The 23542-nt window shown below is 71.4% G+C and carries 13 protein-coding genes; 7 read left to right on the top strand and 6 right to left on the bottom strand.

What is annotated here, in order from left to right; genetic code table 11:
- Window positions 1–490: 490 nt before the first annotated feature.
- Together ACFO4E_RS10730 and ACFO4E_RS10725 are read left to right on the top strand one after the other, a co-directional pair.
- Entirely contained in the window at window positions 491–13726 is a 13236-nt protein-coding gene (locus tag ACFO4E_RS10730) for a hypothetical protein (protein WP_378573443.1), read from the top strand.
- Between the two features lie 8 nt (window positions 13727–13734).
- Window positions 13735–13941: a hypothetical protein gene (locus ACFO4E_RS10725; protein WP_378573441.1), complete on the top strand. Its 207-nt coding sequence runs from the start codon at window positions 13735–13737 to the stop codon at window positions 13939–13941.
- Window positions 13942–14219: 278 nt separating this feature from the next.
- Here the strand turns inward: ACFO4E_RS10725 and ACFO4E_RS10720 are convergent, their stop codons facing one another.
- Together ACFO4E_RS10720 and ACFO4E_RS10715 are read right to left on the bottom strand one after the other, a co-directional pair.
- The gene (locus ACFO4E_RS10720) at window positions 14220–14969 is read right to left on the bottom strand and encodes a MerR family transcriptional regulator (protein WP_378573439.1); all 750 of its coding nucleotides are present in this window, start codon (window positions 14967–14969) and stop codon (window positions 14220–14222) included.
- A gap of 740 nt (window positions 14970–15709) precedes the next feature.
- The gene (locus ACFO4E_RS10715; protein ID WP_378573437.1) at window positions 15710–16219 is read right to left on the bottom strand and encodes a MarR family winged helix-turn-helix transcriptional regulator; all 510 of its coding nucleotides are present in this window, start codon (window positions 16217–16219) and stop codon (window positions 15710–15712) included.
- Window positions 16220–16346: 127 nt separating this feature from the next.
- On the opposite strand from ACFO4E_RS10715, the gene ACFO4E_RS10710 reads away from it, so the two are divergent.
- The gene (locus ACFO4E_RS10710; protein ID WP_378573435.1) at window positions 16347–16772 is read left to right on the top strand and encodes a Rid family hydrolase; all 426 of its coding nucleotides are present in this window, start codon (window positions 16347–16349) and stop codon (window positions 16770–16772) included.
- A 464-nt stretch (window positions 16773–17236) separates the two neighbouring features.
- On the opposite strand, the gene ACFO4E_RS10705 is transcribed toward ACFO4E_RS10710, so the two are convergent.
- Window positions 17237–17878, bottom strand: a complete 642-nt coding sequence (locus ACFO4E_RS10705) for a GOLPH3/VPS74 family protein (protein WP_378573433.1) — start codon at window positions 17876–17878, stop codon at window positions 17237–17239.
- 657 nt (window positions 17879–18535) lie between these two features.
- On the opposite strand from ACFO4E_RS10705, the gene ACFO4E_RS10700 reads away from it, so the two are divergent.
- Window positions 18536–19072 carry an SDR family oxidoreductase gene (locus tag ACFO4E_RS10700; protein WP_378573459.1) on the top strand — a complete coding sequence of 179 codons (537 nt, stop codon included), beginning with the start codon at window positions 18536–18538 and terminating at the stop codon, window positions 19070–19072.
- Window positions 19069–20448 carry an FAD-binding oxidoreductase gene (locus ACFO4E_RS10695; protein WP_378573431.1) on the top strand — a complete coding sequence of 460 codons (1380 nt, stop codon included), beginning with the start codon at window positions 19069–19071 and terminating at the stop codon, window positions 20446–20448. Before ACFO4E_RS10700 ends, ACFO4E_RS10695 begins: the two co-directional genes overlap by 4 nt.
- 7 nt (window positions 20449–20455) lie before the next feature.
- Here ACFO4E_RS10695 and ACFO4E_RS10690 read toward each other — a convergent pair whose 3' ends face one another.
- A complete protein-coding gene (locus ACFO4E_RS10690; RefSeq protein ID WP_378573429.1) occupies window positions 20456–20710 on the bottom strand; it encodes a hypothetical protein in 255 nt (84 codons plus the stop codon).
- Between the two features lie 255 nt (window positions 20711–20965).
- On the opposite strand from ACFO4E_RS10690, the gene ACFO4E_RS10685 reads away from it, so the two are divergent.
- Window positions 20966–21712: an SDR family NAD(P)-dependent oxidoreductase gene (locus ACFO4E_RS10685; RefSeq protein ID WP_378573427.1), complete on the top strand. Its 747-nt coding sequence runs from the start codon at window positions 20966–20968 to the stop codon at window positions 21710–21712.
- Between the two features lies 1 nt (window position 21713).
- Here ACFO4E_RS10685 and ACFO4E_RS10680 read toward each other — a convergent pair whose 3' ends face one another.
- Entirely contained in the window at window positions 21714–22322 is a 609-nt protein-coding gene (locus ACFO4E_RS10680) for a TetR/AcrR family transcriptional regulator (RefSeq protein ID WP_378573425.1), read from the bottom strand.
- Between the two features lie 93 nt (window positions 22323–22415).
- Between ACFO4E_RS10680 and ACFO4E_RS10675 the strand changes: the two genes are divergently transcribed.
- Complete coding sequence (locus tag ACFO4E_RS10675; protein WP_378573423.1) at window positions 22416–23156, top strand: SDR family NAD(P)-dependent oxidoreductase; 741 nt, start codon at window positions 22416–22418, stop codon at window positions 23154–23156.
- A 262-nt stretch (window positions 23157–23418) separates the two neighbouring features.
- Here the strand turns inward: ACFO4E_RS10675 and ACFO4E_RS10670 are convergent, their stop codons facing one another.
- The gene (locus tag ACFO4E_RS10670; RefSeq protein WP_378573421.1) at window positions 23419–23541 is read right to left on the bottom strand and encodes a hypothetical protein; all 123 of its coding nucleotides are present in this window, start codon (window positions 23539–23541) and stop codon (window positions 23419–23421) included.
- Window position 23542 lies beyond the last annotated feature (1 nt).

Here is a 23542-nt window from a genome sequence, read left to right as displayed (position 1 = left end):
GGCCGACTGGGCCTCCCAGGGTGTCCTGGACGACGCGCTGGGCCTGCTGCGCCGGTTGCACGTGCCCCTGCTCAGTCCCACCCTCACCCAGGCCGCGCCGACGACCACGCCGCCCCAGCCGCAGGCGGCGACGGGCGGGCCCGCAGCCATGTTGGCGGGACAGAGCGGCTTGCCCCAACCCTTCACGCCGGGGACGGATGCCTCTGCGGCGCCGTCGCGGGTTCCTTCCCAGATCCGCCCGGCGGAGTTCAGGCCGAGCCAGGACACAGGCGATGAGGCGGCGGTCGACGGCGTCGGCGCGACGCGCGGAGTGCAACCGCCCGCCGACCAACCGGCCCCCGCTGCTTCTGCCGAGCGGGCGACCGACACGGGGGACCGGTCTGTTCCGCGGCGGACGGGCGGTGCGACGCCGGGCTCCCCAGGCACCGGCGTCGACGGCGGCGCCCAGCCCTCCCGTCCCCAGGCCGCCGGGCTGGAGGGAGTCGATCCCGTGGCCCGGGCGGCCGAGGCCCGGGGTGAGGCGGATGAGGCGCGCGCTACGTCCGTGCGGCTGCGCGATGCCGCCGCCGATGCTCGTGAGGAGGCGGAACGGACGCGGGCCGAGGCCCAGCGGTTGGGCGCTGCGGCCGACGCCGCCGAGGAGCGTGTGCGGGACGCTGCCGCCGCGGCCGAGCAGGCGCACGCCGCGAAGCTGGAGCGGCAGAGGGCGCATGAGCAGGCCGACCAGGCTGCATCGGAGGCCGCCGAACGCGCCGATGAGCTGGAAACCCCCGCCGATGCCGCCGAGGCCGAGGCCGACCGCCTACAGGAGATCGCCGACGACGCCGACGCACTGCGGGCCGAGGCCGACGGCGCCCATGCCGCGGCGGCCCAGCGTGCGGCGGAACTGGAGGACATCCTCGGAACCGCGGCCGATGCCCAGCGGTTGGGCTCCGAGGTCGAGCAGGCCCGCGCCGACGCCGCCGACCTGGCCCGGCGGGCAGAGGCGATCGACGGCGAGGTGCAGGGGCTGCGGCTGGAACTGTCCCGGTTGCGGACGCAACCCCAGGGGGACCGGTCCGCGCAGAACACGCCCGAACACGGCGCGCGGATCGCCGGGCTCGAAGCCGACATCGCCGAGGGCGACACGCAGGCGGCCCGCCTGCGCGACCAGGCGGCCACCCGGTCCGGTGCCGCGGAAGAGGCCGGCCTGCGTGCCGCGGAGCTGTGGGAGCGCTCGGGCATCGGGCCCGATGACCTCGACCGCCTCCGGAACGAGTACGACACCGCCTTCGATCACGCGACGGAACTCCTCCGGGCCGCCGACTCCGCGAGGGAAGCCGCCGCCCGGGCTCAGGACGACGCCGACGCGGCCTGGGAGACCGCGGACGGCGTACGCGAGGCGGCCGACGCCGCGCTGCGCGCCGTTGAGACGGCAGACGAGGCGGCCGTTGAGGCACAGGACCGCCTGCATGAGGCCGAGCAGGCCGTGGCCGGTGCCGAGACCGCCCGGGCCGAGGCGCAGACCGCCGCTCGCGCCGCCATGGTCGTCTCCGATGATGCGGGCTATTTCGCCGACGCCGCAGAGCAGGCCGCGCGTGCTGCCGAAGAGGGCGCCGAGACCGCCCGGCAGGAGGCGCTGGCCGCCGCCCGCGTGGCCGATGACCTGGCCCGCGATGTGTTCCCCGCGACGGGGCGGCTGGGGTGGATGCTGCAGTCGACCTGGTTCGGCACCCACCCCGTGGACACCACCGGGCTGCTGCTGGAACTCGAGGGCCGTGTCGATGCCATCACCGACCCGCGCGTCACGCCGCAGATGCGCGCCGGCATCCTGTCCCAGGTCCGCGCCCAGGCGGCGCGCGACATCCGGCCGTTCTCCCGTGAGAGACAGGCGGAGCAGGATGAGAGCGGGTTCACGTTCGCGGTGCAGGGGCCCGGTGGGGAGTGGACGGCGCGGTTGCACGTCGACCCCGACGCCGAGTTCCGTCGCGTCCCCGCCGCTTCGGAGATGCCCCCGCCCGCCCGCCGTGCCCGGCCCCGGCTCATGCAGGGGGCGGGCGACCCCGCCTACGCCTACAGTTTCGGCGGTGGCCACGGCGGCAGCAAGTCGTTCTCGCTGGGCATCCTCGTCACCCCGTTCTACATCGCCCCGATCGGCCCCGGCGTACCCGAACTGGACATGGCCGACGCCCGTTTGACCGCCCGCGGCGGGATCGGCTACCGCGTGCGCACCAGCACGCTGACGGCGAGCGGATCCAGCGGCGACTACGCCTACACCGAGCTCGCCGGGCCCCCCGAGCCCTACGACGCCGACCTGCCCGTCACCCTGACGCTCACCCCGCCACCGGTGACGACCGGCCAGGCACCGGCCACTGCGACCAGCGGCCCGGCACCGGCCCCCGACCCTCTGGACGCTACGCCGCCCACGCAGGCCCAGGACGGCGCGCGAACGGTTGAGGGGGCACATGAGCAGGACGCGGGGCTCACCCAGTCGTGGCGGCTGGCGGTGCGGCTGTTCGTCCCGGGCGGGCCGGGCACCAACCCGCCGGATGCCCCGGAGCGGATCACCCTCGCCGACCCCCGGGCCGCGGACGCGGCAGGGGTACCCGGCCCCGGTGCCCGCGCGATCGACCGCGGCTTCCCCGTGTACGCCGGCGACATCTCCTCGACCGCGCCCGAAGGGGGCATGAGCCTGGCCGACTGGGCCCGCGACCGCCTGCTGGGCTACTCCTCGGCGGCCGTGAAGGACCGCCCCAGCCCGTCCCCTGACGCCTCGGGGCGCAACCGCCTGGTCAAACAGCCCCCGAAGCCGTCCGCGGCGTTCACCCGGCACAACGCGACCACCCTTCAAGGGCTGCGGACACGCAGCCTGGTGCGGCACCACCTGGGCATCATGTCGACCGGCCATGCCGACCTGCCCTTCGTCGACGCCGACGGCCAGGACAGGCGTTTGGTCCTCACGTCCTCGCCGACGTCCTACCGGCTGCTGCCCTCGCCGCCCAAGACCGCCGAGTTCTCCACCATCACCCGGGTCGAAACCTCGGTCGCCCAGACCACGGGCAAGCGGTCGTGGTGGAGCCTGCTGTTCGGCGGCGGCGCGGATCTCCGCATCAGCGACCGCACCTTCCGGTTCGCGCCCGCGGTGGTGGAGTACGCCTTCCGCCAGACCATGCGCCAGGTCCAGGACACGCGCCAGGACGACAGCGGGCGCTACCCGCTGATGTGGGGTTCCACCGACACGGTGCTCTATGAGGTGACGCGGACCTACTACGCCCGGTTCAGCGGCGACCCCGCGCCCACAAAGTTCACCGGGACGACCATCGAGCTCTTCACCCTTGAGGACGCCCGGCTGCTGCACACGGCCGACACCTCCGCCACCGAGACGGGCACGGTGGCGCGACCCGATGACCCCTCCGCCCCCGTGGAGCCGCCCTTCCCGCACCTGCGCGGCCCCCACCCAAAGAACTTCCATCCGGCCGTGCCGCGGGCGTTCACTTTCCCGGACGGTTCGCCCTTCTTCACCGGCGGCCCTGCCACCGACAGCGCGAGCACGCACGACGCCGAAGGCGCGCGCGACGGCGAGACGGACGGTGCCGCGCCCGTCCCCGCGCGGGGTACGCCGCTCACCGAGTGGCTCGGCGACCGCTTCGTGTACGGGCTTGCCCGGCGCTTCCCCGGGCTGGTCGTCGCCGACCTGTCGCGGACCGAGTCCGACTTCTCTCACCGGCCCGGCGGTCCGACCTCGCTGGTGGGCCGGGAGCACCGTCCCCTGCGGCGGGACTACGCCACCGCCCTGGAGAACACTCACCGGGTCCGCACCGCACTCCAGCAGGCCAACCTCAAGGGCAACCTGGACAAGCTCCGCCACGACGGGATCCCCGTCGACCTGCGGGAGACGGCCAGTGTGGACGCGAAGGACCTGTTCCGGTCGGGCAAGAAGTTCATCCGTCCCGGACTGGTCACGGTGCGGCTCTTCGCCGACGTCGGCGCGCTGAACTACAGCGGGACCAGTGAGCGGATGACCGGCGTCTTCATGATCGGCGGCTCACAGCGCGGGTCCTCCCACGGGTCGGGGAACTCCCACACCCTCGCCGCGCGGTTCGTGGGGACCTACGCGGGCGAGGGGGCGCCGGACGCCTCCGGGGCACCCACGGGCGGAGCGTTCCAGCAGCAGCTGCGTGCGGCGCTCGCCCGCGAATCCGCCACCGGCCAAGGGATCTCCACCGGGTTCGGAACCGACGCGTGGCTGCTGTTCACCGGCGCGACCGACACCTGGTCCAGCGACGTCACGTTCTACGCCATGATCGACGACTCCCAGCGCTACCACGGCTCCGACGTGCTGCGTGACCGGGGCGACCTCTTGGTCGAGGGCATCCAGGCCCGCATGGAGGTCTCGACACCGCGCCTGGCCCGGCCGTTCCCCACCGACGTCACCCCGCTCACCGTCGACGGCGGCCACGACACCGACGCGCGCTTGCGGTCGGAGAGCGACCCCGGCTCCACCACCGATGATGTGCCCGGCGTGGGCTACGAGCGGCTCACCTCCGAGCAGGCCCGCGCCATCATCACCGGCCGCGGGATCACCCCACCGGTGCCGGCCGGGGAGGACGGCGACACCGCCACCGGCGATGCCGGCAGTGGCGCCATCGCGAGGGTGAACGGCCGCTCGCTCAACCACCTGCTGGACGGCACCGTGTTCATCGCCTCGGTCAACACCGGCGGCGAGACGCCCGCCCGCACCGGTGCGGGCGGGCAGGTGCTGCCCGCGCAGCCGTCCCTGCTCGACCTCACCCGCCGCATGTTCTCCGCGGAGTTCGTCGACGCCCGCTACTTCGGCCTGCGGGATGGCTACACCCGCAAGTACGATCACTTCACCGGCGACAGCGAAGCCGGCCGGCGGTTCTTCGAGAACGTGCTCTCCCAGGAGAACCTCGCCGCCCACCTCATCAACGGGATCGTCAGCCGCCCGGAGTTCGACGGCGGCGTGCTCTCTCCCCACACCATCCGCCCCACCGTGGTCACCGAAAGCGTGGTGGAGTCGCTGACCGCGGTGCCCGTTGACCTGAGGATGTACTTCGAGGGCACCGACAAGAGCGCCCTCACCCACTCCAGGACGCGGACCTTGCAAGCGAGCCTGGGGGGCGTCCACCTCCCGGTCGGCAACACCAACCCGCCCGACGCCGACCCCGCCTCGACCCGCGGCGACGCCGCCGCGCCCACGTTCTACACCGGGCCCAGCGCCGGACGGAACTGGATCATCAGCTCCCACTCGACGGCGACCGTCCACGACTACAGCATCCGGACCACCCACATCCGCACGCCCTTCTCCTACCTGATCCAGGGGTCGGGGCTCATCCGCCAGTCGGCGGAGATCGCCCGGGAACTGGATGTGGTGGGGACGTTCTACCGCTCGCCGCTCTACACCGGGTGGCAGATGTGGATGGACGAGTTGTTCACCGGGTTCACCCACGCCTGGGACGCCATCGCCAACAACCTCGTCCTGGACACCTTCACCGGCCCCGACGGCACCAGCGCCCTGACCACCCGCGCCCTGCCCCCACCCCCCGCTCCGGTGGACGTGCGCACCGGCCTGGCCGCCAATGGCGACACCCTGCGCCCCATCGATCCCGAGGCCGCGATCACCGACCTCGACATCAAACTCAGGGAACAGGGCCTGGAGCTGACCGCCGGGAGCCGCAACCACCTGAACCACACCCTCAACTCCCGCCTGGCCAAGAGCCCCGACTCCGGGGTCCCCGTCCCGGTCAACATCCGCCGCATCGTCAACCGGACCGACATCCCCACGACCCCGGTGGAGCCGCCCTCGATCGCCGCGGTCATCCACATCGGAGTGGCCAAGAGGAAGGGCGCGCCCGAGGTCGGCTACGTCGGGGGGCAGAGCGAGTTCAACGAGACCCGCTCGTGGACCGTCTCCACCACCACCTCCGGCACCCGCGGGACGGTGACGACCGCGGGCGTGGGCGGGTGGGGAGCGCTGGTGCCCAACAGCGGACCCACCAACCCCGACGCCGACGGCAACCGGTCCCAGGACGCCTCGCCCGCTGTCCTGTCCACGCTGGCCATGCCGCACGACACCACACTGGGCTCCTCGGACACCACCGCGGCGGCGACGGCTGACGCCACCAAGCGCACGATCACCCTGTTCGCTCCCGGCCCCTTCGCCCGCCTCGGCGCCGACAGCGGCCTCACTCTGACCCTCGAGATCGTGGGAGACGGCCTCGCCCCGAGGGCGGAGCTGTCGAGGCAGGTGCGCACCGAGGGGATCACCGCCACCGGCGACGGCGGGCGCGTCCAGACCCTCTACCCCGCCGCCTACCTCCAGTTCGGCCCCGGCACACCCGGGCCCGGTACCCCTGAGCTCCAGAGCGGGGGATCGGAGTCGTCTCCGCGCAGCGGTCGCAACCCTGCCACGGTCACGCCCGAGCCCGGTGCCGCCACCCCTGAAGCCGCGCTTACCCGGTGGAAGCACCCCGCGGCCGGCAACGATCCGGCGCCCGATGCGCACAACGAGGGCGATCTGGTGCTCCCGGTGGCCGTCGAGGACGGTGGCAGGGCGATCCTGGACCTCGCCCACACCGTGCTCGCCTCGGCCCGGGGCTGGCAGCCCGGCGCCGGCGCCGTCGCCGAGGGCCGCTACACCGGTGCCGGTATCGCCGCCGCCCGCGGCCACGCCGTCCGTGAACTGGGCCTCAACCCCCGCTCCGACGCGGTGGGGCAGGAACTCGCCGCTTCCGTGCTGCCCTCCCACTTCATCAGCGCCAACACCAGCGGCGGCATCGGCTTCGGCGACATCTCCCGCACGTCGTGGGCCATGGCGGTGCGCCCCGACTACACCTCGGCCAGGGTCCTGTACGTGGCGCCCACCGGAAGCATCACCGACACCGCGTCCCAGAACACGACGACCACCACCACCTCCGACCACAGCGGCGGCGTGAGCACGTCGGGAGGCGTCGCGCCGGTCGCCGACACCACCGCCGGCGGGTCCGGCGAGCCTCCCTCGGCAGCGAACTACGCCTCCGGCGACGCCAACCGGACCTCCCAGAGCGGCGGTTCGCACGGCGAGACCGTCGCTCCCAAGCGCCCCTACAGACTCCACGGGGTCCATGAGGGGCCGCTGTACCTGGTGGAGTTCGACTCCGACTGGGCGATCGCCGCCAAGCACACCCCCGGCGCCGCATCCAGGCTGGTCGGACGGGGAGGGACCTCTGACCCGCACCTGGGTTGGACACGGGCCAAGGTGACGGCATGGGTCTCCCAGGACGTCGCCATGCGGCTGGGCATCCTCGACGGCGGCCGCACCCAAGCGGCGGCCGGCCTCATCGACGATGTCGCCGTGAAGCAGCAGGCGCTGGCCGACGCCGAGTCGGACTACTTGAAGGCGCGCCGCGACCTGTGGTGGGCCGCCCACGAGGCCAAGGGGCAGCCCGCCGGCAGCGATGCATTCCGCGCCTACCAGCGGCTCGACACGACAGTGGAACGCCGCGGCGCGGACTACAACCAGGCGTTCACCGACTGGCTGACCGCACAGAACACCGCGGTCGCCGCGCTCGCCGATGAGGCCGCGCCCGCCGCAGGTATCCCCGGCGGGACGGACGACGCCCCTGGCGGCGACCGCGGTCGCTTCGGCCGCGGAGGCGAGGGCAGCGGGGCCGGTGGCGGCCGAGAGGGCGCCCGCGACCTGGACGGTCATGGCGGCGGACGCGGCTCTCGGAGTGGGGGGAGCGGTGCGACCGGCGATGGCTTCGGTGGTCGGGGAGGCCGCGGATCCCGGGGCACCGGATCGCAGGACTTCGACGTCGCTCCGCCGATGCGGACCGAAAGCGTCGACGTTCCCACCGTGAGTAGCGACGCTGCGCAGCGCCGCGCGCCGGTGGACGCGGACGCGAGGACCGTTCACCCCGTGGACGCCGACGACCGCGGGCCGGCCGGTATCGAAGCCGATGGTGGTCATCGCGTGCCGGAGCGGCAGGCGCCTGCTCAGCCGTCCTCCAGCCGGACCACGTCGCCGCCGGAGCCGGCCACAAGCGCCGAGGACCTCCCGGGATCGCCTCCGCAGGCGCAGCCGGCGGCACCCGGCCAGAGCCTCGGCGATCTTTTCGGGTCCGCGCTCAACCCCGCGGCCACACCGCAGGCTCCGCGCACCCAGGAGCGGGAAGCGGCCGAGGCCACCGGTGCCGACGCCCGTTCCGGCAACGAAACGGAGGCCGCGGCACGACCGATTGAGACCGAGGAGTTCTCCGACGGGTATGATCCCGCGGCCCCCGTTTTGGAATCGGCCCGGTCCGACGATCCCGGCGATCCATGGGACCGCAACCGCCCGGCCGCGCCTGATCTCAGCGCCCTGGCCGGTCGTGAGGCCAAGGAGCCGGAGACGTCCGGGGCCATCGCCGACCGCTACCGGAACCAGCTCGACGATCTCGGGATCTCCCCGGCCGAATATGCGCGGCCCTGGGTGTTCATGGCGGGCAGCGACGCCCCCGAGCAACCACCCATGGACCCCTACGGGGACCTCGACTGGGACCCCGCCGCCAACCTGAACTTCGACCACCTCCCCACTCTCGAAGAGCTCGAGCATCCTGGATTGTTCGGGGCCGATCCGGACCAGAACCGCCCCGACTCCGACGAGGATCTCCCCGACGCCGATCCGGCCCAGAACCACCCCGGCGACCCCGACGTGACCTTCGACGGCTTGGACGACCTCCCCGGTGGCTCCTACGAGGAGTACGGCGGCTCCGACCGCGGAGTCGCCCTCTTGGGGCCCGGCAGCCTCGGCAACTCTGACGTCACTTTCGGATACGATCCAGCCGACTTCGATGCGGGCCACGTTGACTTGGGCGCTTGGGGGGGACCTTCCGCAGAGGCCGGGGCGGATGTCCCCATGGGCGAAGACGTCCCCGTGAGCGAAGACGACACTATGACCGGAGGGGTCCACGACGGCGGACCGCCTCCTGATGCCGCGGACACCGCAGAGCCCACCCCTGACCAACCGGCCGGCGCATTGCACAGCAGCGCCCCCGCAGCCGGACCAGGGCCCGGCTCCGCCCCTGCCGAAAGCGACGCTCGTGCCGCTCTCCCGGCACAACACGACCCGCGGCCGCGCAGGCCCCGGCGCGTGCCCGCGCGCGTGCCCGTCGTGGAGCTCGCCCAGGTCCAGCGAGCCACTGGTCTCGTGCGGGCCCGCACGCTGGACTTCGACCAGTACCGGGTCCTCATGGCGCTCAGAGACGGGCTGTCGCCCAGGGGAATCATTCAGAGAATCGGCTTGACCAGATACTGGGTCGACGAGCACATAAACGGTCTGCCTGCCCATCTGGGATTGGACGGCATCGAGCAGGCCATTGAACTCGCCCGCGACCCCGGATTCCCGCCCTCGCCGCCGCCCCCGCCGGCCGGAGACCTTCCCGAGGACCGACGAAAGTACGCAGAGGACCACTTCAACGAGCTCAGCGACCACCAGCACAACGCCTTCATGGGCCTCGTCCGCGTCGGACGGATCGGTGGGCGAATCGCAGACCAGAACACACGGATCGCCGCTGAATCGGGCGTGCCACTCAAACGGGTCGGTAGCGATATCTCCGAGGCCCTTAACTTCCTGCGGTTGAGGGACCGCGCCCAGGCCATCACCTTCGCCCGGGAAACCGGTCTGGTGTCAGACTCCGCTCGTGCCGGGAGCGACGGTCGTGCCGCTCTCCCGGCACGCCACAACCCGCAGCCGCGCGCTCCCCGACACACGCCCGTGCCCGTCGGGGAGCTCACCCCGTACCAGCGGGCCAATGGTCACGTGCGGGTCCGCACGCTGGACTTCGACCAGTACCAGGTCCTCATCGGTCTCCGAGACGGACTGCAACCTGTCAGAATCGCCTTGCGAACCCGCTTGTCCGGCTACTGGGTCGACCAGCAGATCAAAGGCCTGCCCGGCCATCTGGGGTTGGACGATGTCCCCCAGGCCATTGAACTCGCCCGTGATCCCGGATTCCCGTCCCCGCCCCAGGCCCCGCCCGCCGGAGAGCTCCCCGACGAACAACGAGACTATGCGCGGGACCACTTCAAGGAGCTCAGCGTTCCCCAGAAGGCCGCCTTCTTGGCCCTGGGCCGCATCGGGCAGATCGGCGAGCCGACCGTCGATCAGAACAAGCGCATCGCCGAAGAAATCGGCAGGTCGCCCAAAGGGGCCAGTAACCATATCAGCGAGGCCCTTAACCGACTGCGGCTGAGGAACCGCGACCAGGCGATCACCTTCGCCCGGGCGACCGGGCTGGTGCCCGCCCCCGCCCCCGCTTTCGACGGCGCCGAGGCCCTTAGACGCGTGAGGGATCTGTCGGCCTACGAGCGCTTGCTCCTGAGTCTGTTGAGGGAGAGGTGGAATCCCTCCAAGATCGGTGAGTACCTCCACGGGATCGGTCACCCCAGCAAACCGGGAAAGGACGCGGTTAACGCTCATCTCAGAGAGATCGTTGGCAAGCTGGAGGATGTGCACAGTCGCGCCGAGGCGATAACCGTTGCCGACGCGGCCGGACTGACCGTGGCATCGGCTGAAGAAGAGTACCGGGCCACTCTCCGCGCCCCCGCCCTTGATATCGAATACGCCGATGCCCTCAGACGCGTGGGTCGACTGACGCCTCACCAGCGCTTGTTGCTGGCCGTCATGAGCATGATAAAGAGGGGGCTGATCGACGCGAAGAGCGGTGTTGGCTTCCCACCCGGAGTGAGTGCGTCAACAGTCCGCGCTCAAAGCGGCGTTATCTACAGCCGTTTGGGTGTGAACACCCGCGCCGATGCCGTCCGCGTCGCCGAAGCGGCCGGACTGACGCTGGAATCGGCCCGAGACGCCGACTTCTGGGCCACTGACCGCGCCTCCGCCCCCACTCTCGATCGCGCCGAGGCCCTCAGACGCGTGGGTCGCCTGACGCACCGCCAGCGCGAGGTGCTGGCCGTCATGAGCATGATGGAGAGGGGGCTGATCGACGCGGAGAGTGGCGTTGGCTTCTCACCCGGAGTGAGCGCGTCGACGGTCCACGGTAATAGCACCGGGATCTACCACCGTTTGCGTTTGCATGTGCACAGCCGCGCCGATGCCGCACGCGTCGCCGACGCGGCCGGACTGACGCTGGACTTGGTCCGGGATGCCGGCTTCTGGGCCACTTACCGCGCCCCCGACGGGGATGCCCCCCTCACCCTCGCCGATGCCCTCGGACGCGTGGGTCGCCTGACGCCTCACCAGCGCTTGTTGCTGGCCGTCATGAGCATGATGGAGAGGGGGCTGATCGACGCGGAGAGCGGCGTTGGCTTGCCACCCGGAGTGAGTGCGTCAACAGTCCGCGCTCAAAGCGGCGTTATCTACAGCCGTTTGGATGTGCGCAGCCGCGCCGATGCCGTCCGCGTCGCCGAAGCGGCCGGACTGACGCTGGAATCGGCCCGGGACGCCGACTTCTGGGCCACTCTCCGCGCCCCCGACGGGAATGCCGCCCTCGAGCAGGGGGACACGCTCAGTGGTCGCCGCGATGCCCCCCAGGAGGGGGAGTCCGGGCCCCTTCCCACTGTCGGTGAGGACCTGTATGGCGACTCCGGTGATGAGGGTGGTACGGGCCATCGTGCCGGCGGGCCCGCCCACCCACTGACGCTGCCCGGTGATTCCCGGGGGGAGGACGGCGACTCCTCCGATTCCGACTTCGACAGTGAGGACGGGTCTCTTTCCGACGCCGACGACATGGACGTCGACTCTTCCGATTCCGATGGTGACGACGACGGGGATCTTTACGATTACTCCGGCGATGATGAGGGTGGACCCGGCCCCCGGCGGGGTCCGGATGATGACGGTCCTCCGGGTTCGGCGGCGGGGGGCGGGCCGGGTGGGGGTTCCTCAGCCGCCGGCCGGCGCACCGGTCCTGCGGGCGATGGCAGTGGCCGCGGCGGCGCCGACAGCGGTCGCCACGGCGGCAACACCGGCGGCTCGGGAAACCGGAACCGGCACGGGTTCCCTCCCGTCGGCCGGGGCGGAACCGAAGCCGACGCGGCCTCTTCCGGGCCGGATCGGCAGGCGCTCGTGCAGCCGTCCCTCGCCCCTCCGCCGGTACCGGAGTCCACCGGCACCATCGCCGATGACCTCCCATTGCCCTCAGCGGGGCCGCAGCCGCACCCCGGCCTGAGCTTCGCCGAGCTGTTCAGTGACGCGCTCAACCCCGCGACCGCATCCCAGGCACCGCGCGCACGGGAAGAGGACCGGGCCGAGGCCAAGGGCGCCGAGTCCCGCCCAGACGGCGAGATCACGGCCACACCACCGGCCGAGACCGACGACATCCCCGACGGCCTGTACGACGATTTGCCGGCTGAGGAAAGGCGGGGGTCGACCGGTCCCAGCGTCCCCTACCCCCCGGCGGTGCCCGATTTCGGTTCCCTGGCCGATCCCAAGGCGGGCAAGGAGCAGCCCCGGTCGGTCGAGGACTTCGTCGCCGACCTCACCTACCGCTACCGCCTCGACGACATAGGGCACCATTCCGCCGAAGACGCGCAGACCCAGGTCTTCATGGCGGGCGAGCACCGGCGCCACCGGCGCCGCCATGGCCACGGCGCGGAGGCCGGCCCCTCCGAGCAGTACGCGGACACATACGACGATGCCGCCGCAACCCCGTATACGCAGTACCCCGCCGGAACGCAGGTCTCCCAGTACTCCACGGCACCGCAGTACTCCCAGGACTCCACGACAGCCCAGTACTCCCAGGACTCCACGACAGCCCAGTACTCCCAGGACTCCGCCGGGACCCATGGCGCCTCCGCGCTGACGTACTACCAGCAGCCCGCGGCTTCGACCGAGGAGACCGCGCAGGCGTCCTACCCCGCGTATTCCGACGCGACCGACCAGGGCACCGCGGACACGACGCCGGGGCAGTGGCAGCACGACGCGGGGAGCCACACCCGGGCGGAACCCGTCAGATGGCACGAGTCGTACAACGGGATCGGCGACCTGATCGCCTCAGGGCAGACCGGTATCGCCCAACGACAGGCCTTCGGGGAGGGGGGAGGCGAGGGCGAGCTCACCGAACTCGTGCGGTTCGGCGACGGCACGCTGGCGGTCCGCAAGGTCACCGAGAACACCGAGATCACGGGGGATCCCGCAGCGGACCCCGAGGACATCGCCGGTGAGCTGGCGTCGGCCCGTCAGCGCGCCGACGCCGAGCAGCTCGCCTCGCTGGTCGGACGCGCCATCGGCGCCGACGTGCCCGGCGTTTACCGGGTCGGCCCCTCGGAGTTGTACATGCACTACATGAGCGGCGGTTCGGGGGCCACGCTGGGTGACCAGCTCGGTCCCGTGCTGACCGGGACGGTGTCCGGGATCAGGCTGGGGCTGCTGGACATCCTCATCGGCAACAGCGACCGCAACCCCGGGAACGTGCTGTACACCGATCAGGGGACGGTCGTCGGCATCGACCACGGCGGCGGCTGGACGCTCGTGGACGACGAGCCCTACGACCCCAACGATCCACCGGACCTGAGCGGGACCCTGCACACGACGGCGATGGAGACCTTCTACGACTTCGAGAACAACCAGTGGATCGCCAACCCGCTGACAGGGAGCGACGTGCGACGGCTGGAGCGCGCGATCACCGCGTTGCGCTCCCAGTTCGTCCGGCTCGGCCGGCAGGACTGGTACGACGGCATGCTGATGCGGTTCTACATGCTGCGAGGCTACGCCTCTGGCACCGCCGACCTGCTGGGCGGCGGACGATGACGCCCCGGGTGCTGTACGCGCAGGACCGCCGCACCAAGGATGTGCGGCCCTTCCTGACGCTGCATCATGACGGGACGCTGACCAGCGACCTCCCCGACATGGCCAAGGCGATTCCGCGCTACCGCGAGATACGCGGCTGGTCGAACGAGCGCATATTCGCGTACTTCGCGACGAAGTCCAACGCCTACGTCCGCTACTTCGAGGAAGGACGGTAGCGGGGTCCGGCCACGCGACGCGACCAGTGGACGGCGCATCGGCCGCGGCACCGCCCTTGACAGGGCTCCGGTCGGGTCGCCCGGTCCCGGGTATCGCCCGGCCTTCCTCCGCGGGAGGCGGCTCCCGCGCCCCTCCAGCGGAACCGGAGGGCGCGGGAGCCGGGATGGGCGGTCGGCGTGGTCGGACCCTTGCCTTGTTCTCGGTCCGTGGCACCGATGGAGCACTGCGGCTGTCGTTCGACGGCCCTTCGCCGGGGGCCGCCGATGCGGGCGGCCGGTCAGGGGTGACGGTCGGGTTCCGGATCCGCCGTCAGGGCCCGCCCGATGCGTCTCAGGACGTCGATCTGGGCGGGGTTGTACAGGTCGATGATCGCCGTGGTGAGTTCCCGCAGAATCGCCTGCTTGCTGTGGCCCGGCGTCGCGGCGTCGGGGGCCTGTAGCCCGGGGTGGGCGGCCATCATGTCGCGGAATCGAGGGAGCATCCGTTCGGCGACGTCCTGCCGGGTCTGTTCGTCGGCGTCGGCCGGCAGGGCGTCCCACGCCGCTTCGGCGGGGTCAGCTTCGTAGGAGCGCAGCAACTCGGTGGAGGTCTCCAGAGCGTTGGGTCCGAGCACGCGGCTCCAGACCACCAGCATCGAGTGGTCGGTCTCGGTCAGGCCCGCGTTGGCGGCGGCCTGGGCCACCCCGGGCGGCAGGTCGATCGGTGCGGGCTCCTGCAGCACCTGTGCGAGCTCCGTGCGCATCTGCTCCAGGCGTTTGATGTCGTCGGTGACTTCGGCGTTCAGGCCCTGCAACGCCTGTTCGGGGTAGGCGTCGGTCTCGTCGATCCCCGCGATCTGCGTGAGGGTGAACCCCAGGTTCGACAGCCGCTTGATCCGGATCACGCGCACGAGGTGTTCCACCCCGTACCTCTTGTAGCCGTTGGCCTGACGCTCGGGCTCGTCGAGCAGGCCCACCTCGTGGTAGTGCCGTATCGCCCGCAGGGTCGTTCCTGCCAGCTCGGCAAGCTGGCGGGTGCTCCAGCTCATGACCGACTCCTTATCGAAAGAACCTGGGCCGAACGGCACGAGCGTGCCGCTGAGGACCTCATGGGGGACCAGGTCGTTGCGGCATCACCCAAGGTTCGCACGCAATAGCGGTGGGGGACGGTTCCGGGGCACACCTCGGACACGCGATCGCGAAGTCGCCCGAGCGATGCTCCGTCGCGCACGGAGCATGCAGGGGCGAACGCTGGGATGACGTCATATGGGCGCGATGAGACCGGCCAGGACAGGGGGTGTGTGGTTGGTGACGACGAGAGCCCTCCCACAAATGCGGACCTGAAATGCAGGATTGAGGCGTGTGGGCGTTCAGGGCGCGTCGCCGACCAACACAGTGTATTACACACCCGCGAGAACTCCGGAGTCGTCGGCCGCGATCGGGGTGTCCGGCGTCCTGTGGAGCCGAAGAGGCTCCTCTCGTTCCAGGGCGGGTCGTGTCGGCCCGCTGCCGCGACATGCCCATGGCGTGTACGGCCGACCGCGGCCCGGTTTCGACCGGCCGCGGCTTTCTACGCTCGCGTGCCGGTGTCGTGGAGGGTTCCGCGGGATGTGCGCGTGGGGGGGTCGGGGGCGCTCGTCGAGCGTGGGCATTGCCCAGCGGGGGCACAGGCGCATACGGGGCATCGCTCCCCACTACGGTGCGCGCGGTCGGTATCGGGTCCGTCGTTCGCGCGGCCCCGGCACGGGGTCGGAGTGCCTTCGTGCCGGGCCGTGGCGTGGGACGACCGTCAGCCGAAGTCGTCGGGGACGATGCGGAGTTTTTGTGCGATGCGGGCGAGGGCCTTCTGGTCGGTCGTATTGAGCGAGTCGAGGACGATGCGGCGTACGGAGCGCAGGTGTGTGGGCGCTGCCAGGTGCACGATGTCGAAGCCGGCGTCGGTGAGTTCGGCGAGGGTGTAACGGCCGTCGGCCGGGTCGGGTGTCCGGACGACCCAGCCGCGGTTTTCACAGCGTTTGACGACGTTGGACAGGCGGGAGAGCGACCCGCTCGCGAGGAAGGCGAGCTCTCCCATCCGCAGCTTGCGCCGCGGGGCCTCGGAGAGGTGGCTGAGCACGAGGTACTCGAACAGGGTGAGGCCGTGTTCCTGCCGCAGCGGCGACTCCAGCTTGCCGGGCAGCAGCAGGACAAGGGAGATCAGCCCCGTCCACGCCGCCTTCTCCTGCTCGTCGAGCCATCGCAGCTCCTCATCGTCATCGTGTTCATGGGTTCCGCTCATGGGCTCTCCCGTGCTGCTCATGGATCTTCCCGACCTCCGGCGAAGTTCGTCATGACTTTGCGCTTGAAGTGATAGCTTGCTAGTATCACTTTACGCGTGAACTCATCTCAGAGGAAACGCATCCTCATTGACAGGAAGTGGAAGCATCATGAGCACCGTCACCTTCGGCGTCGTTCCGGGCTACGGCGAGAAGCTGCACGCGGCACTCGGCTACAGCGGGGCCGTCCGCGTCGGCGACCGGGTCGAGATCTCCGGCCAGGCCGGGGTGGATGACGACCTGGTCATCCCGGACTCGCTGGAAGACGAGATCATCCAGGCCTTCGACAACGTGGAGCGCACGCTCGCCACGGTCGGCGCGACATGGAAGGACGTCATCCACGTCAACTCCTACCACAAGGTCGCGCCGGGAGACGATGTCATCGGCGACGACCACAACGCGGTCATGGCCGAGCAGTTCCGGCGCCGCCTCGGCGGCCGCGCGCCGATCTGGACCGAGACCGGCGTCACCGTCCTGGGTCTCGCCGCCATGCGTGTGGAGATCCGCGTCACCGCCATCGTCGGCTCCGGGAACTGACCCATCACCTCCAGCGGCCGGACCGTGGTCACCAAGGACGGAACCGCGCCTCGTCCCGCACGGCGGTCACCCCGCAACCGGGACGGCGGCCTGCCGCGCGCCCGTCCTGATCGCTCGACCGGGCGCCGGAATCGCTGCTGATCCTCACCTCGGCGCGTGGGCGCGTTCTCGCTCCGATGTCCGCGGAAAACGGGTCCTGACCGGTGCTTCGTCGGGGCGTGGCGAGCCGACACCGGGACGAACCGCCGTGTCGCGTGGGGCCTCGCGGGTGGTGCGCGTGGGTCGTTGCGGCGCCCGTCGATCGTGGGCATCGCCCAGCGGGGGCATAGGGGCACGGGGGTATATCGGGCATCGCTTCCTGCGGTGTGCCCCGGTTGGTGTCGGGTCCGCCGCTCGCGCGGTCCCGGCACGGGGTCGGAGTGCCTTCGTGCCGGGCCGTGTTCACCGAGGCGGCCGGGCGGGCGTCAGGCGGGGGACCGCGCGTTCGCTACGGCGATGAGCACCGCCTCGCGCAGTCCGGGGAAGTTCACGTCGAAGCGGGCGTTGAGCGCTTTGACCGCTCTCTTGTGGCTTCGGCGCTCGCGCCAGGTGAACACGCTTTCCACGTCGCCTTCGAGGGCGATCGCCGCCAGGGCCGCCGCCTCGATGGGCGCCGATGCCGGGTCATGGCCGCCGGTCACCGTGTGGCGCACCTGCTCGCGCAATCGACGGACCTGGTCAGGGTGTGCGGGGGTGACCTCGCTCGTGGGGATCACCCCCAGCACGCGGCGGCGTTCCACCGTGATCGCGCCCGCTTCGACCAGCCGGTCGCGCACGGTGTCCTCGGCTTCTCCGAACTCGCGCAGGAGGATGCCGGTCCAGTCGCGCGGCTTGTGCGGGGGCACATCGGCCAGCACCCGGGCCAGGAACGGGTCCCGGGGCTCCGGCCCGCCTGCGCGCGCGGCTCTGCCGTTCCCGGCGGCACCGAGCAGCCCGCGGATGGTCAGCTCGGCCAGGGCCGCGGCGCGCAGGAGATGGCTGCGGTACGGGCCGCTGACCGCGTCGAAGCGGCGCTTGTCGAGGTCGTAACTGATCAGGTAGAGCCGCTCGGGCAGGGTCAGATCCATGGGATTCCTTCAGGGGAGGTCTGTCGGGGTGGGAGGTGGCGGACGTCGCGACGACCACGGTCGGTAGGGGCGTGCCGACCATCCCGAAGGGCGGTCGAACCCGGTCTGTGACGGACGGCGGTCGGCGCCGCCGGCTCTCGACGATGCCCTGGACCGCTATCAGCGGCGTGCGGATCGCCTCCATTCTGGGGTGATCGGCGAGTGGGCCGGGGATCGCCCTGCTGCCGGGGTGGACGGGTAGTGGCGTACCGCCGATCGCAGGTCGTGCCGGCGGGCTCGGCGATCTCACGGGAACTCCACGCCGCTCGTGACACCCCGCTCCGGGTCTCGGACGCCGGCGGCACGTCCGTGCCGCCGGCCCACAGTCGACACCGTGCCGTAGGCGGCATGGTCAAGCCCGGCCCCAGGGCGTCGCCGCACGCGGTGTCGTGCCGCAGCAGGACGACGCCACCACCATCGTGCCGCCGGGGCGCCCGTGAACATCAGGGGCGGCTCGGCGGGAACGGAGACACGGGGCGCTTCCCGCACCGGTGGTGTCCGCGGGCGTGCAAGGCACGGCCCTTTTCCGTGCGTGGTTGACCATGCCGCAAGCGGCATGGTGTGCAATGACGTTCATCCGGCGGCGACGTCGGGACCCGCAAGGTCACCCCCGGCGGGCTGCTCGCTGCCGGCGGGTCGCACTGGCGGCAGAACCTCGACCTGAACGTGGCGTCGGCCGTCCGGCTCGACCGGCACGTGGTGCCGCTGACGGTCGCGCAGGGCCACGGCTCGGTCGTCCACATCTCGTCCGGCGCTGCGCTCCACCCGGCACGGGGCGACGGGATCCCGTACGCCGCGGCCAAGGCGGCACTGAACGTCTACAGCAAGGGGCTCGCGAACGAGGTCGGCCCGTCGGGAGTGCGGGTCGTGGCCGTCCCGCCGGGGCTCGTGGAGAGCGAGTCGTCGCTGACCGCCATGCAGGAGGTCGCCGACCACCGCGGGATCACCGTCGACGAGCTGCGGGCGTACCTGTACGAGCACTGGGTCGGCCCGCTCGGGCGGCCCGGCCGTGGTGAGGAGGCCCCCGAGCTCATCGCGTTCCTCGCGTCGTCGCGGTCCTCGTACCTGACGGGCACGCAGATCGCCGTCGACGGGCGGGATCCACCCGGCGCTCTGACACCGGGCCGTTCGAAGAAGAAGAAGGAGAGAACATGACGACGACATCGCTTGAGGACCTGTCACGGCGCCTCGACCGGGAGCTGGGTACCGACCGCGTCGCGCGTCCGGGGGACCCCCGGTTCGCCGGCACGACGGCGATCTGGAACGCGGCGGTCACCGCGCGGCCGGCCCTCGTGGTCAGGCCGCGGACCAGCGAAGAGGTCGCCGTGGCGGTCACCGCCGCCGCGGAGACGGGTACCGGGCTCTCCGTCCGTGGCGGGGGCCACGACTGGGCCGGGCGCGCGCTGCGGGACGGCGGTCTGGTGATCGACCTGGATGGGATGCGCGACGTGCGGATCGAGCACGACACCGCACGGGTCGGCGGTGGCGGCCGCGCCGCCGATCTGGTGGCCGCCGCGTCCGCGCGCGGGCTGAACGCGGCGACCGGGACCTCTGGGCAGGTCGGGCTGGCCGGGCTCACCCTCGGTGGCGGCTACGGCCCGCTCCTGGGCAGCGCGGGCCTCGCGACCGACAACCTGCTCGGCGCCGAGGTCGTGCTCGCCGACGGCCGGATCGTGTCGACAGAGGACGATCCCGAACTGCTGTGGGCGCTGCGCGGGGGCGGCGGGAACTTCGGCGTCGTGACGGGTCTGCGGGTGCGGCTGCATCCCGACCGCGGCCTCGTCGGCGGGATGGTCGTGTTCGCATGGGCCGAGGCGGCGACGGTGCTGGAGCGGTACGCGGAGCTGCTGGCCGATCCCGCCGACGGGCTGACCCTCCTGGTCGAGCTGAGCGTCGTGCCCGATGTCGGGCCGTGCCTGCTCGTCGTCCCGGTGTGGTCGGGCGAACCGGGGGGCGCCGACGAGGCCCTCTCCCGCGTCACGCGGCTCGGTACCCCGCTCGTGAGCACGGTCGGTCCGACGTCGCAGCGCGACCTGCTCGCAATGTTCGACAGTGGCGTTCCGGCCGGGCTGCACTGGACCATCCGGCCCCGCGCCGTGGCCGCGCTGACCCCCGGGATCATCGAGGTCGTGACCCGCGCCGCGGAGGCGCGTCCCGGCCCCGGAGCGGGCATCGGCCTGCGGCAGTTCCACGGCGCGGCCACGCGCGTCGCGGCCGGTGCCACCGCCTTCGGACTGCGGACTCCGCACGTGGCCGTCGAGATCAGTGCGGGACGTCAGGCCGACGACGACCACGCCGCCCACCGGGCCTGGACCGACGAGGTCGGCGCGGCTCTCGCCCCGCACGCCCTGCCCGGCGGCTACCCCAACTTCCTCGCGCCGGATCAGCACGACCAGATCGCACACGCCTACGGCGACAACGCCGGTCGTCTGCTCGCCGTCAAGGAGCGCTACGACCCGCTCGGCGTCTTCACCGCCACTCCACTGCCCCGGCGACCCACGGGCACACCTACCGAGGAGGTCGTCCGGTGAGCGTCGTCTAGTTGCGCGACGGACGGGAGCTCGCGTACGAGCTCGCAGGGGCGGACGGCCCGGTGGCGGGTGTGCTCATCACCGCGTCGTTCGCCCCGTTCGACGCTCGGGTCTCGACTTCGTCGACGGGATGGGTGCGCAGAACCAGGGCCGGTTCGGCACCGTCGAACGGGGCGAGCAGGTGATGCGTGACGTCGTGGACCAGATGGCGGCGGCGGTCGGGGGTCGGCGGCCTTATTTCGGCGGCGTCGATCCGATACACCGATCGCCTGTGCCGGGGCTGGCGACGACCCACAGGCACGCTTCGTTCAGATGACTTCGCATGGCCGCCGGCGGCGACCGCCGAGCCGGCGTGTTCCACGACCTCGCCCACTGCCGACGGCGGCGGTCCAAGGAGAGAACCTGTCCGACCGACCGGGAGGGGCTATATGTGTACCGATTGGTATGGAACGATGCTAGAGTCGATCTGTACCGATCGATACGCATGTCGGTCGGCGGACGCTCGAAGGGGTTGGGCATGGGCAGGCTGGAGGGCAAGACCGCCGTTGTGACCGGTGGCAGCACCGGGATCGGGCTGGCCACCGCGGAGCGGTTCGCGGCCGAGGGGGCGCACGTGTTCCTGACCGGCCGGAGGGAAGCCGAACTCGGCGCGGCGGTGGCGGCCATCGGGCCTGAGGCCACCGCCGTCGTGGGTGACATCGCGGAGGCGGCCGATCTGGATCGGCTGTACGAGGCGGTCCGCGCTCGCGGCCGCGGGCTCGACGTCCTGTTCGCCAACGCGGGCGGTGCCGCGTTCGCGCCGCTCGAGAAGGCGACGGACGAGCACTACGAGCAGAACTTCGGGGTCAACGTCCGGGGCACGTGGCTCTCGGTCCAGAAGGCGCTGCCCCTGTTCAATGAGGGCGCGTCGGTCGTGTTCAATGCTTCCATCCGCGCCGACGACGGGTGGGCGGACTTCGGCCTGTACTCCGCTTCGAAAGCCGCGGTCCGGTCGCTCGCCCGAACCTGGGCGAACGAGTTGAAGGACCGCGGGATCCGTGTGAACGCGGTTTCGCCCGGCGCGATCTCAACGCCGGCGCTCGATCGAGTCGGCGGTAAAGACGAGGTGGACGCGTTCAAGGCGGAACTCGTCAAGCGCGTGCCGATCGGTCGGCTCGGGCGTCCGGACGAAGTGGCCGCCGCGGTGGCCTTCCTCGCCTCGGACGAGAGCAGCTTCATCTACGGCGTGAACCTCGATATCGACGGTGGCGAGCACCAGTTCTGAGTCAGGCGGGCGGCCAGTTCCGCAGGGCGGCGTCGGCGACCATGCGCAGCTCGTCGTGGCCGGCGCCGCCCGCGGCCTGGACGGCGATTCCGTTTCCCACGGCCATCAGGAACCGGGCGAGTACGCCCGGGTCGGACGTCGGCGGCAGGTCGCCCTCGTCCCTGGCGCGCTCGAACCGCTTCACGAGGTGGGAGTGGGCGTCCTCGCGCCAGTCGGTCAGCAGGTCGCGGACGGCCCGATCCCCCGGGCCCGAGGCCAGGCAGCCGTGGACCCCGAGGCAGCCGGGCGGGTGGCCGGGGCCGGTGGTGGTGTCGACGGCGCCGTGCAGGAACGCCGTGGCCACCGCCTTCGCGGTCGGTTCCTCATACGCCCGCGGGCCGTAGGCGGCCGGTCCGGCGGAGTAGCGCTCCAGCACCTTGCGGAACAGATCCTCCTTGCTGCCGAAGGCGGCGTACATGCTCGGCCGGTTGATGCCCATGGCGGCGGTCAGGTCGGTGAGGCTGGCGCCCTCGTAACCCTGCTCCCAGAACACGAGTAGCGCGCGCTCGAGCGCTTCGTCCACGTCGAACTCTCGCGGGCGGCCGATCGCCGCCTTCCGGGTGCCTGTCACGGGGGCAAGCATAGCCAGCTCACCTCCAGTCCCCCCCACTGTGCTGATTTAGTTCTGTACCTATAAGTATTCAAATAATCTGGGGTCAGACGAATGAAACGATTCAAAGACAAGACGGCCGTGGTGACCGGCGGCAGTAGGGGCATCGGCCTGTCGACCGCAGAACGGCTGGCCGCCGAGGGTGCGCACGTGTTCATCATGGGGCGGGGGGAAACCGAACTGGACAAGGCCGTAGCCGTCATCGGCAACGCCACCGCGGTGCCCGGCGACGTCAGCGTCGCAGCGGACCTGGATCGCCTGTATGAGCGCGTGCGCGAGCGCGGGCAGGGCCTGGATGTGCTGTTCGCCAACGCGGGCATCAATCCCCTCGCCACGTTGGAGGAACTCACCGAGACGACTCACGACGCCATCTTCGACGTCAACGTCAAAGGCACCTTCCTCACGGTGCAGAAAGCACTTCCGCTGCTCAACGACGGCGCCTCGGTGATCCTCACCGGCTCCACGGCCGCCGAAAGCGGCGCCGCGGGCATGAGCGCTTACGGGGCATCGAAAGCCGCCGTTCGAGCCTATGCACGCGCCTGGGCCGGCGAACTCGGCGGCCGGGGCATCCGGGTCAACACGATCTCGCCGGGCCCGGTGAACACCCCGTTGTGGGACAAGGCATTCGGTGAGCGCGCAGAGGAAATGATGGCGACGGTCGCGTCCGGCCTGCCGGCCAACCGGGTCGCGGCCCCCGAAGAGATCGCCGCAGCCGTCACCTTCCTCGCCTCGTCGCAGAGCAGCTTCGTCTACGGCGCCAATCTCTACGTCGATGGCGGGATGAACCAGATCTGACGGCGGATCATGGAGGTTCTGTCCAGAACCACCTGAAACAAACGGATTGGGGGCGCTTCCTCGCGTGAGGCAGAGGGGGGCGCTGGTCTGTGGAGCACATGGGCGAGTGTTGGAGGCACGGGCGAGTGACGGCCGTCGCCCGCACCTCGTCGGGCGCCCATCCGCAGTGGCTCGTACCGAGTGCGGTCGTCTCGGCCGCGAACCTCGGCCGAAACCCCGGCACCCGCCCCTGGGACCGAGGTCCCACGGCCCCGCCGGCGTCTCAGGTTCCGGACAGCCGGGCGACCACCGGTCGCAACTCCTCGATCGCCGTGGCGAAGACCACCACGTAGGAGATGCCCGGCTGCTCGCGCGTGGCCACCAGCTTGCCGACGATCTCCGACACG

The sequence above is a fragment of the Nocardiopsis mangrovi genome, assembly GCF_042653925.1.
Taxonomy (GTDB): domain Bacteria; phylum Actinomycetota; class Actinomycetes; order Streptosporangiales; family Streptosporangiaceae; genus Nocardiopsis_B; species Nocardiopsis_B mangrovi.
This window is presented reverse-complemented; position numbering and strand designations above follow the sequence as displayed.

What these genes read in the sequence shown, in the direction of transcription:
- ACFO4E_RS10685 (WP_378573427.1), top strand. Translation starts at nt 20,966, where the DNA reads ATGGGCAGGCTGGAGGGCAAGACCGCCGTTGTGACCGGTGGCAGCACC.
- ACFO4E_RS10720 (WP_378573439.1), bottom strand. Translation starts at nt 14,969, where the DNA reads ATGAGCTGGAGCACCCGCCAGCTTGCCGAGCTGGCAGGAACGACCCTG.
- ACFO4E_RS10695 (WP_378573431.1), top strand. Translation starts at nt 19,069, where the DNA reads ATGACGACGACATCGCTTGAGGACCTGTCACGGCGCCTCGACCGGGAG.
- ACFO4E_RS10675 (WP_378573423.1), top strand. Translation starts at nt 22,416, where the DNA reads ATGAAACGATTCAAAGACAAGACGGCCGTGGTGACCGGCGGCAGTAGG.
- ACFO4E_RS10710 (WP_378573435.1), top strand. Translation starts at nt 16,347, where the DNA reads ATGAGCACCGTCACCTTCGGCGTCGTTCCGGGCTACGGCGAGAAGCTG.
- ACFO4E_RS10715 (WP_378573437.1), bottom strand. Translation starts at nt 16,219, where the DNA reads ATGAGCAGCACGGGAGAGCCCATGAGCGGAACCCATGAACACGATGAC.
- ACFO4E_RS10705 (WP_378573433.1), bottom strand. Translation starts at nt 17,878, where the DNA reads ATGGATCTGACCCTGCCCGAGCGGCTCTACCTGATCAGTTACGACCTC.